The sequence below is a fragment of the Oleiphilus sp. HI0125 genome, assembly GCF_001635355.1.
Genome location: NZ_LWGF01000626.1, coordinates 1 through 876 on the forward strand (window position 1 = coordinate 1; position 876 = coordinate 876).

At 49.2% G+C, this 876-nt stretch carries 1 pseudogene; it reads left to right on the forward strand.

Annotated elements, in window-relative coordinates:
- A pseudogene (locus A3762_RS08195) lies at window positions 1-876 on the forward strand (ATP-dependent metalloprotease); the annotation flags it as partial.

The window sequence follows — 876 nt, forward strand, 5'->3', positions numbered from 1 at the left end:
CCCAGGTCGTTTCGACCGACAGGTTGTAGTTGGCTTGCCTGACATTCTTGGTCGTGAACAAATACTTAAAGTGCACATGAAGAAAGTCCCTCTAGGTGACGACGTGGATGCAGCAGTTATGGCGCGTGGTACTCCGGGCTTCTCTGGTGCAGATTTGGCCAACCTTGTAAATGAAGCTTCTCTGTTTGCGGCGCGTGCGAACAAGCGTACTGTTGGTATGGTTGAGTTTGAGTTGGCTAAAGACAAAATCATGATGGGCGCTGAGCGTAAATCGATGGTTATGTCTGACAAAGAAAAGCTAAATACTGCTTATCATGAAGCGGGACACGCGATTGTAGGTCGCCTCATGCCGGAGCATGATCCAGTCTACAAGGTGAGTATTATTCCTCGCGGGCGAGCGCTTGGTGTGACGATGTTCTTGCCAGAAGAAGACCGTTATAGCATGAGTCGTCAGCACTTGATCAGCAACATTTGCTCTTTGTACGGCGGTCGTATTGCTGAGGAAATGACGCTTGGTCCAGAAGGTGTTACGACAGGTGCGTCAAACGATATTGAGCGTGCAACAGATATTGCGCGTAACATGGTAACGAAGTGGGGCTTGTCAGCGAAGCTTGGTCCCTTGAAGTACGACGAAGCGCAAGAAGAGGTGTTCCTCGGCAAATCTGCAGGCGGGTCTACTTCTCATGTTTCAGGTTCGACGCAGGCCAGTATCGATGAGGAAGTCCGTTCAATCGTTGACCAGTGTTATTCGACGGCGCAGCGAGTCTTAGAAGAAAATCGCTCCAAGCTAGATGCAATGGCTGATGCTTTGATGAAGTATGAGACGATCGATACTCCTCAAATCGATGACATTATGAATGACAAAACACCTCGTCC